Here is a 9772-nt window from a genome sequence, read left to right as displayed (position 1 = left end):
CGGGCTTGCTCGCGAAAGCGGTGTATCTGTCACAGAGATGTTGAATGTGCCGCCGCCTTCGCGGGCAAGCCCGGCTCCCACAGGTTCAGCAGTGTCCCCAATGCCGCACACACCACAACTCCCCTGTGGGAGCGGGCTTGCTCGCGAAAGCGGTGTATCTGTCACAGAGATGTTGAATGTGCCGCCGTCATCGCGGGCAAGCCCGGCTCCCACAGGTTCAGCAGTGTCCCCAATACCGCACACACCACAACTCCCCTGTGGGAGCGAGCCTGCTCGCGATGGCGGTAGTTCCGCCAACAACCATCCCGCCTCAAACCATCCCCAAGGCCAGCTGCAGGTGGCTGGAGCGAAAATCCTTGGGTGACTGTTCGAACTGCTTCTTGAACGAACGGCTGAAGTGGGCCGAGTCGGTAAAGCCCCATTTGTAGGCGATCGAGGTAATGGATTCGTCCCGCAGGAACGGGTTGCTCAGGTCATCGGCACTGCGCTTGAGCCGTGCCCGCTGGATGTAGCGGCAGACGCTGTCATCCTGCTCTTCGAACAAACGGTACAGGTGCCGCACCGAGATGTTCAGGCGATTGGCCAACCCGACCGGGCTCAGGCCGGGCTGGCTCAAGGATTCGTCGATGACCTTCTGCACATAGCTGCGCAGATGGCTGCCCTGCAGCGACACAGCGTCATCGCGGGCATCGGTGGTGTGTTCCAGCGCCGACCCCAGCAGCGAGACAAACGCATTCTGCAAGGCTTCCCCCTCCCCCTCCACGCCCTCGCCGTCCGGGGTGTCCTTGCACAACTGGTCCATCAGCACATGCAGCATCCGCCCGCAGGCCTTGCTCGAAGAGATCTTGCCGAAGGTCTTGGTCTCTGCGCCCAGTTGTCTCGACACATCCTGGCGAGACAAGGACAGCACGGCGTGCTCGATCAAGCCGAACGGGCTGATCTCAAGCGAGCCGGCCGAATCCATCAACAGCAGCTCACCGGGGGCCAGTTGGATGCTCAGGCCGTTCTGGGTGATGCGGCAGTAACCACTGCGCTGACTGACCAGCAGGCAATCCTGATCATCGTCGTGATCCGGATTGGGTGAATGGCGCTTGATGGAGCCGGCGTTGGTGCGCAGGTTGGAAAGGGATAGGCCGCCACGGCAGAAATTCGATACCTGACCGATGAACAACGCACGATTAAACGCCAACTCCGTCTCGAAGTGACCGCAAGTGGCGCGCAGATCCCGGTTCCAGGATTCCAGCCCGTCTTGCCCAACCTGTTGCATGCTCATGGCGCTCTCCGCAGTGGCTTATTGTTTTTGTACGGCAATAGTTAACATGTTATCTATATGCACGCAACAAGTACCTGATCGCCAGAGCAGTAGCAGGATTGATGCCAGGGCATCACAACAGAATCAAAGGTTCCTCAAGACCCGTTGCAAGCCGCTCAAGACCGTCAGCAACGCCCTGCGCTGCTCGTGTCCGATAGGAATGTAACGACGAAAGGCCGGCATGCGGTTGACCACCTCGCTGCCGCCCATGTGCTCCAGGCACACACGCCATTCGCGCCCTTGCAGCTCGATGCGCAAGCGCTTGAAGTCCAGTGGCATGAGCGCCTGATACAACGCCGGGTCCTGCTCTACAGCCTCCTGTAACCGGGCCGCCAACGCCGTGTCCCCGCCCCGCGGCCGGCAGCGAATGCCATTGCGGCGAATGGCCCCGCCATGGTGCAATTCCAGGCGCGCCATGCCCTCTATCGATGCCGGCACGCGCAGCACGAACTCAGTCATCACCAGGTGCATCAGGAGCTGTGACTCGGTGCGTTCGACAACCTCCAGATGAAGGCTGCCGTCGTCGGTGACCAGCGTCGCCGACGCCGGCCCCGATAACTCGAATCGAGCCAATCCGAGGTTGCGCCGCAGATATTCCAGGGTTACCCCAGGCCGATAACCGGCCGGGGCCCGGCTGGCGCTGAACAGCTCAGACAGTTTTTGCAGCACGCTCGTCAAACGCATCGACAGGTTGCCCTGGTTCATGGGAAAACTCCTTGGCCAGCACGTCTTCCACCGACGCCGGCGTGAATGGATTGACCTTCTGCACCACCAGGGTCCAGAACAACGCATAGGCTGCGGTGCCACCGAGCATCACCGCGAACGGGATGTAGATGTCCGCCGGGTTCATGCCCGGTGGCGTGATGAACCACATGCCCAACACGATGCCGACGCTGGACAGGATCTGTGGCAACGGGAACCACGGCGAGCGATAGGCCCGTGGCAGGTCGGGCCGACGGATCCGCAGGCTGACCACCGACACGGTCACCAGCAGGTAGGCAAAACTCCAGGCACACACCGCCGCCAATACCAGGTGCATGATGTTGTCGGTGTTGCCGCCGAGCCACAGCGCATGCAGGCAAGGAATCAGCACCGCCACCACGATGCACAGTAGCGGCGTCTTGAAGCGCGGGTGCAGGTAGGTAAAGACCTTCGGCAGAGCACCGTCCACCGCCATTCCATAGAGAATCCGCGGCACGCCGGCCATCAGGGTGTTGATGGTCGCAGCGCCGGCAAACAGAAAGCCGATCCCCAGCCATATCGGGCCGATATCACCCATGACCTGTTCGGCGAAGCGCGGAATCGCCATGGGCGTGTCCAGCAGGTGCACGCCGCTGGCAGCGTCCAGCAGCACGTTTTCCACCTGGCGTTTCATGGCTGCGCCGTAGATGAACATGCACGAAGCGACACTCAACAAGCCCAGCACCATCGCCCTGGGCATGACCTTGGCCGAGTTGCGCAGGTCCGGCGCCAATGGCGTCACGAACTCGCAACCGACAAACATGAACATTGCCATGCCCACCAGCGACAATATGGTGATCAGGTCAGTGCCCACCAGCGAGACGCCGAACCAGCCCTCCAGTTGCACCGCCGGCGCGGCGATCAGGCCCAGCACACCGAACACCATCAACGTGGTCCACATGCCGAAGGTCAGGATGATCTCGGCCCTGCCAAACGCGCTGACACCGAAAGCGTTGAGGACCCCGAAGACGATGACGAAGCCGACCCCAAGCAGCCAGGAGCCCCCGGCGGACTCGGCCAGGGTGTTCAGGTGTTCGAAGTTCACCAGTGCCATGACCCCGGAAAGAATGGTCTCGGCGGTGCCGGCGAACACGTGCACGATCAGATAGGCCGACAGCGTGCCGGTGATCGCAAAGAAGCGCCCCATGCCACAGTTGATGTAGTCATAGACCGAACCGGTGGTGGGCAGGATCGACGCGGCCTCGGCGAACGTGGTCGCCTGGGCCAGCATCATCACCACGGCGATCAGCATGGCCACGGCAAACGCGCTGCCGCCGATACCGAAACCCATGGTCGCGGTGAGAATCACCGGACTGGCCATGATCAGGCCGATGGTGCTGGCCAGGGCGGTGGGAAAGCCCACCGTACCCCGGTTCAAGTGCGCGGTAAGCCGGTCATTGATCGACATGATGCAGATCCTCGATAAGCGGATTTTTAGTATGGATGCCACCGCCGTCCAGGAGCCGGCATTCGAGCCCCCCAGCCAGTCCCTGATCGAAACGGCGTTGCGTGCAGCCTCACTTTGCGCCGCGCCGTCCCGGGCGTCTTGCCCATGTCTGCCGCCGGTTTTGTTGCTGCCTGCCAGCGTCCGTCACCTGGCGGGCTGGGTCAATTCCCTGGCAGCCAGGTGAAAGACTTCCCCGCCCCCCGCTCGCCTTAATGCGTGCTCTGCCATCCAACCACACTGGGGAAACACCATGGAGCACACACATCACACACCACCGCTGCGCCACGCCATTGGCCTGGGCATCGCCTTGCTGGTCGCCGGGCCGTCGGTCCAGGCCTATGAGCTTTACGCCGACGAAGACACCACTGTCACCGGTAACTTCCTGGCGGTCTACGGGATGTTCAACAGCCGCAAGAACTACGACGGCAACACCGGCGGTTCGAGCTGGCGGGAAGGTTTCATCAAGTATGGCCTGAGTATCGAGCAGACACTCGCAAGCATGGGCAGTGTCTACGGCACGGCCAATCTGGTCAGCTCCGGCACCTGGGGCGACGGCGATCCGGCCGGCCTGAGCGACGGTTCCGAACGCACCACCCAGTTCGATGAAGCCTTCGCCGGCTGGCGTTCGGGGGATCTGTTTCCGGTGCTGGGCAAGGATGGCGTCGACCTGTCCTATGGTCGCCAGGTGATCACCCTGGGCGATGGTTTCATCATCAACGACGACGGCTTGAACCTGGGCAAAGACCCAGCGGATGGCGAGTTCAACCGGGGCGGCGCCTATTACCTGGCGGCCCGTCACGCCTTCGACAAGACCGCCGTGCTGCGCCTGGGCGGCAAGGAAGGCGTGCATGGCAGCCTGATGTGGATCAAGTCCGATAACCGCGCCCAGGCCAACACCGAAATGGCCGCCGGTACCCTGGAATACACCCGCGCGCCCGGCACCCTGGGCTTGACCTACATCCATGGCATCGACGTCGATGATCACTACGCCAGCGACTTCCAGAAGCAGCGCGAAGGCATGGACATCTACAGCCTGCGCGGCAGCGGCAACGCCGGCATCGAAAACGCTCACTTCGCCTTCGAATACGCCTGGCAGGACAAGGACGCCGGCCCGGAAAAAGCCTGGTACACCGAGGCCGGCTATACCTTCTCCGAGCTGCCCTGGACGCCGGACCTGACCTATCGCTACAGCCGCTACTCGCAGAACTGGGACTCGATGTTCAACGGCCTGAGCCGTGGCTACGGGACCTGGTTCCAGGGCGAAGTGGCCGGCAACTATTCCGGCCCGTTCAACAGCAATACCGCCATCCAGCACGTCGGCCTCAAGCTCAAGCCGGCGGAAACCGTGACCCTCGGCGCGCTGCTCTTCGACTACAAGACCCTGCACACCCGCCAGGCCTTGAACCTCGACGGCCGAGAGCTGGACCTGTATGTGGAATGGGCGCTGAACGAGCACCTGATCGTCACGCCGCTGGTGGGCCTGTACAAGCCGGAAAAGGACGAGAGCAACGGTGGCAATCAGGTGGGCGGCAACGGCACCAACGTCTACAGCCAACTGGTGGTGGCAGTGCCGTTCTGAACGCATCGGGAGCGGCCAGGACGGCGGCTCCCGATCCGCTTACTGTTTATGCTGATGCAGCATCGTCTGGATCTGATGCGTCGCCTGGCGGGTACTCTCCGCCAGCTTGCGCACCTCATCGGCTACCACGGAGAAGCCCCGTCCGACCTCCCCCGCCCTGGCGGCCTCGATCGCCGCGTTCAAGGCCAACAGGTTGGTCTGGTCGGCAATCCCCTTGATCACCCCCACCACCGTGGCGATCTGGGCGTAGGTGACCTGGTTCTGCTCCAGCATGCGCTGGTGGGTGGATTGGGCCGAACGCTCATCGCTGATATCACGCACCGCGCCAATGACCCGCACCAGTCGCCCCTGGGCATCCCGTACCGCACGCCCGCGCTCACGGCACCAGATGTAGTCGCGGCTGTTGTGGCGCATGCGGTACTCGAAGACGTATTCGCCGCTGCCCTGGGAACCGAGGATCTCCCGGTCGAAAATCGCCATGATCTTCGGCAGGTCGTCCGGGTGGGTGATCCCCACCTGGGCATCCCAGCCATCGGGCAGCTCGTCTGGCCTGTAGCCCAGCAGCGAGCGGAACTGGCTGGAAAAACGCATGCCGCTGGCAGGGTGCTGAAGATCGCCATTGACCACCGTGATGTCCCAGCAGCCTTCGGTCAGGGTCGATTGCAGCAACTCCCAGATCTGCGCTTCCTGGCGTTGCTGCTGCAACTGCTGGCGGTATTCATCCAACTGCATCTGCAGTTCGCGTTCGCGCAACTCCGCTTGGGCCAGGTGCTGATGCACCGTTTCGAGTTCACGCTCGCCTTGCTGACTTCGGGCCACTTGCTCGCCCAACTGTTCTTCGAGCCGAAGAAAGCGCTCGGTGGCTTCCGCCATCTGTCGAGCGTGCCGGGCCAGGCACGCCCGCAGCTGCGGATACGCGTCGAGCACGGCTGTGTCGTCGGTTTCACCGGCCAGCACCCGTTGCACCTGAGCGCTCAATGCCAGCTTTTGTCTGTTAGTCTGGAGAAACATCGCCCGCCCCTTTGCCCATCACGTCGAAACACCGATCTGACCGCAAACCGACGACGCTGGCTTGTTTCTGGCTGCAATGGGTTTTGCTCCTGGCTGCCAACGCCTCCCTGGCAGGCACAGACATACGTTACGGCAGGCACAGTCAAGCCGCGCCATCCGCCAGCGATTAACCTCGGGTCTTCTCTTGTTCGCGATCAGGAAACTCCCATGAGCGATATTGCCCTGCTGCCTCAGGTCGACGCCTTTCTCGGTCGGCGTCACGCCCTGTTCATCGACGGCCGCTACGTCGAAAGCCAAGGCGGCCAGACCCTGGACGTCATCAACCCCGCCACCGGTCAAGTCATCGCCCAGGTCAGCGACGCCATGGCTGCCGATATCGACGCGGCAGTGGAGTCGTCCCGGCGCGGCTTCAAAGAATGGTCCCAGACGGCACCGGCGGTCCGGGGCCATGTGTTGCTCAAGCTGGCTGACCTGATGGAGCAGAACCGCGAAGAACTGGCGCAGATCGAAACCTGCCAGTCGGGCAAGATCATTCACATTTCCCGCGCCTTCGAAGTCGACCAGGCCGCTCACTTCCTGCGCTACTACGCCGGCTGGGCCACCAAGATTGGCGGCCAGACCATCACCCCGTCGCTGCCCTCCTTCGCCGGTGAGCGCTACACCGCGTTCACCCTGCGCGAACCGGTCGGCGTGGTGGTGGGTATCGTGCCGTGGAATTTTTCCACCATGATCGCCATCTGGAAACTTGCCTCGGCGCTGGTGACTGGCTGCAGCGTCATCATCAAGCCCAGCGAATTCACGCCGCTGACCATCCTGCGCATCGCCGAACTGGCCATGCAGGCCGGCCTGCCGGCGGGCGCCCTGAACGTGCTCACCGGTGGGGGTCAGGTGGGTAAAGGCTTGATCGAGCACCCGGGCACCAACAAGGTTTCGTTCACTGGCTCCGTGCCGACCGGCATCGCGGTGGGCCAGACGGCGATGGGTGCGGGACTGACCCGTGCCACCCTGGAGCTGGGCGGCAAGAACGCGGCGGGGTTCCTGCCGGATGTGGATCCGGACGTGGCGGTCAACGGCATCATCGAAGCCGGCTTCCTGCACTCAGGGCAAATCTGCGCCGCAGCGGAACGGTTCTTCGTCCACCGCTCGCAGATCGAGCCAATCATGGACAAACTGGCCCAGCGCCTGGGCCAGCTCACCATCGGCTCCCCCCTGGATGAAGGCACCCAGTTCGGCCCGGTCAGCAACCGCCCGCACCAACGCAAACTCGGCGAATGCTTCGCCAAGGCCCGGGCGCAGAACAACACCATCGTCCACGGCGGCAACCTGATCGAGGGGCCGGGCTGTTATGTCGAACCGACCATCATCCTCGCCCACCGTCGTGACGACACGTTGCTCCACGAAGAAACCTTCGGCCCCATCGCGACGTTCTTTCCCTACGACAGTGAGGAGGAACTGCTGGACCTGATGAACGACAGCCCATACGGCCTGAGCGCCAGCCTCTGGACCCAGGACTTGAGCAAGGCCCTGCGCATGGTGCCGGCCATCGAAGCCGGCACCGTCTGGGTGAACATGCACACCCTGCTCGACCCGGCCGTGCCGTTCGGTGGCAGCAAAGCCTCGGGGATCGGCCGGGAGTTCGGTGGTGCCTTCATCGATGACTACACCGAACTCAAATCAGTGATGATTCGCTACTGAGGACCGCGGCCGCGTTCGCCCTGGAGATCCGGCTCGTCTCAACCCACCCAGCCGACTGCCGTCTTGGGAATGACATCGGACTCATCGAGCTTGGATGCAAACATGCTCACCGCTTCGAGTGCATCCGTGGTGCCGGCCCTGATCTGCACGATAACCGATCCGGCCTGATCGGCCAGGGTCACCCCGCGCAACGCGCCCTCATGGGTCACGCTCATGCTGGCAACCGCTTCGCGGGTTTCGGACAGGATCATGTTGATCATTTCCGCGATCTCCGACGTCGAGCGACTGGTACGCCCGGCCAGTTGCCTGACCTCGTCGGCCACCACCGCGAACCCCCTTCCCTGGTCACCGGCCCGCGCAGCCTCGATGGCAGCGTTCAGGGCCAACAGGTTGGTCTGTTCGGCAATGCCGCGAATGGTATTGACGATTGCTGTGATCTCTTCCGAACGAGCCCCCAGTTGCCCGACCAGACGCGCGGAGGCACCGATGTTGTCGGCGATCTCGCGCATTTCCTTGGCCGTCTGATGGATCACCTGGGCGCCCTGCTCGGCGACCCTCTCGGTCTCGGCGGAGATGTGATAGGCACGGGACGCCCCTCGGGAATCTTCCTCGAACTTCTCCACCCGTTCGGTGATGTCGGTGGCGAACTTGACGATCTTGCTCAACTTGCCTTCAGCGTCGTAGACCGGGTTGTAACTCGCCTCCAGCCAGACCACCTTGCCGTGCTTGCCGATACGCTTGAACTGGCCGCTGAAAAACTCACCGGCGTTGAGACGGCGCCAGAAATCGCTGTACTCGGAACGGCTGACCAGCTCCGGTTCGCAAAACATCCGGTGATGCTTGCCCTTGAGCTCAGTCAGCGAGTAGTTCATGACGTGCAGGAAATTATCGTTTGCGGTCAGGATGTTGCCGCCCAGGTCAAACTCGATCACCGCCATGGCCCGGTCGAGCGCCGCCAGCCTGCCGCGGGTTTCAGCCTCGTTCGCGACTTTGGCCGTGACGTCCAGTGCGTACTTGACCACCTTCACGACGCGGCCATTTTCATCCTTTACAGGGTTGTAGCTGGCTTCCAGCCAGATGTGCTGGCCTTGTCCGCCGACGCGTTGAAAAGTGCCGGAAACGAACTGACCGGCACGCAACTGATTCCAGAATTCGCGATATTCAGCGCTGCCTGACAGCTTGGGGGTACAGAAGTCACGATGGGACAGACCGCCCAACTGGTCCGCACGGTAACCCATCGTACTGAGAAAATTCTCATTGGCCCGAAGCACCTTGCCATCGGGGCTGAACTCGACAACGGCCATCGACCGTTCCAATGCACCAACCAATCCCTTGTAGGTTGCCAACTCGGCTGTCCTGGCCATCAGTTCGTTTTTTAGCGTTGAATTAAACATGACGTACCCCTCGACGAAACTACAAATCAGTCGGACCTTGTAGGGCTATCGACTCATCAGTCGGGGGCTTGATACCGCCTAACAAAATTATGTATTGACGTCAAGAAAGCATCGCAAGGGCCCTAACGATCTAATCCGGTCAGCGGCTCGAGCATTGCTCCAGTATTGCGCTGGCCTCGCGGGTAAAGCGGTAGCTTTTGTCAGGCTGAAAAAGGATGACGCCCTCATCACACAACCGTCTGAGCACTTCACGGACACTGACAAGCGACAGCTCGGCCGCAAACAGCCCCAGGTAGTGGTGCACCCCGCGCACGTTGATGGAACGCCCATCCCTGGCGGCAACGAGCAAGGCATCGATGACCTTGAGGCGGATCAGGCTGGTGCGCAGGCCGTAATGTCGCAGCAACTCCCGGATGCTGTGGCGGTCGTCTTCGGGGGGTTGTCGAGTGGCCGCTGTCTCGCCTTGTTTATGTGTAGCGGGAGACGCGGATACGGAATGTCTGTACATGCGAATAGTCCTTTTCAAAATGTACGGGTAGCAAAAGTCTGGTGACCTCTTCCCGACCAACAGGCTTGCCGTCCCTGTCGGCAAG

Annotated in this window: 8 protein-coding genes and 2 pseudogenes; 3 read left to right on the top strand and 7 right to left on the bottom strand. The window is 62.0% G+C overall.

What is annotated here, in order from left to right; all coding sequences use genetic code 11:
- Nucleotides 1-310 precede the first annotated feature (310 nt).
- From feaR to ACODTO_RS02565, 3 genes are all read right to left on the bottom strand, one after another.
- Nucleotides 311-1273, bottom strand: a complete 963-nt coding sequence (gene feaR / locus ACODTO_RS02575) for a transcriptional regulator FeaR (protein ID WP_139642355.1) — start codon at nt 1271-1273, stop codon at nt 311-313.
- A gap of 123 nt (nt 1274-1396) precedes the next feature.
- Nucleotides 1397-2017, bottom strand: coding sequence for a DUF3156 family protein (locus ACODTO_RS02570; protein ID WP_175362900.1), 621 nt, complete (start codon nt 2015-2017; stop codon nt 1397-1399).
- Nucleotides 1962-3461, bottom strand: a complete 1500-nt coding sequence (locus tag ACODTO_RS02565) for an APC family permease (RefSeq protein WP_139642352.1) — start codon at nt 3459-3461, stop codon at nt 1962-1964. Before ACODTO_RS02565 ends, ACODTO_RS02570 begins: the two co-directional genes overlap by 56 nt.
- 31 nt (nt 3462-3492) lie before the next feature.
- Here ACODTO_RS02565 and ACODTO_RS02560 point away from each other — a divergent pair, with 31 nt between their 5' ends.
- Together ACODTO_RS02560 and ACODTO_RS02555 are read left to right on the top strand one after the other, a co-directional pair.
- Nucleotides 3493-3684, top strand: a complete 192-nt coding sequence (locus tag ACODTO_RS02560; protein WP_139642350.1) for a hypothetical protein — start codon at nt 3493-3495, stop codon at nt 3682-3684.
- A gap of 66 nt (nt 3685-3750) precedes the next feature.
- Nucleotides 3751-5079 carry an alginate export family protein gene (locus ACODTO_RS02555; RefSeq protein ID WP_489105920.1) on the top strand — a complete coding sequence of 443 codons (1329 nt, stop codon included), beginning with the start codon at nt 3751-3753 and terminating at the stop codon, nt 5077-5079.
- A gap of 39 nt (nt 5080-5118) precedes the next feature.
- Here ACODTO_RS02555 and ACODTO_RS02550 read toward each other — a convergent pair whose 3' ends face one another.
- The gene (locus ACODTO_RS02550; RefSeq protein WP_489105919.1) at nt 5119-6090 is read right to left on the bottom strand and encodes a methyl-accepting chemotaxis protein; all 972 of its coding nucleotides are present in this window, start codon (nt 6088-6090) and stop codon (nt 5119-5121) included.
- A 207-nt stretch (nt 6091-6297) separates the two neighbouring features.
- Here ACODTO_RS02550 and ACODTO_RS02545 point away from each other — a divergent pair, with 207 nt between their 5' ends.
- Entirely contained in the window at nt 6298-7785 is a 1488-nt protein-coding gene (locus tag ACODTO_RS02545) for an aldehyde dehydrogenase family protein (protein ID WP_489105918.1), read from the top strand.
- Nucleotides 7786-7823: 38 nt separating this feature from the next.
- On the opposite strand, the pseudogene ACODTO_RS02540 reads toward ACODTO_RS02545, so the two are convergent.
- The 3 genes and pseudogenes from ACODTO_RS02540 to ACODTO_RS02530 all read right to left on the bottom strand — a co-directional run.
- Nucleotides 7824-8297, bottom strand: a pseudogene (locus ACODTO_RS02540) (methyl-accepting chemotaxis protein); the annotation flags it as partial.
- A gap of 114 nt (nt 8298-8411) precedes the next feature.
- A pseudogene (locus ACODTO_RS02535) lies at nt 8412-9089 on the bottom strand (PAS domain-containing protein); the annotation flags it as partial.
- Nucleotides 9090-9318: 229 nt separating this feature from the next.
- Entirely contained in the window at nt 9319-9687 is a 369-nt protein-coding gene (locus ACODTO_RS02530; RefSeq protein WP_139642344.1) for a fe2+ zn2+ uptake regulation protein, read from the bottom strand.
- Between the last annotated feature and the right edge of the window lie 85 nt (nt 9688-9772).

It is taken from the genome of Pseudomonas sp. FG13 (genome assembly GCF_057809755.1).
The sequence above is the reverse complement of the archived record's forward strand: the minus strand, read 5'-3'. Positions and strand labels throughout refer to the sequence as shown.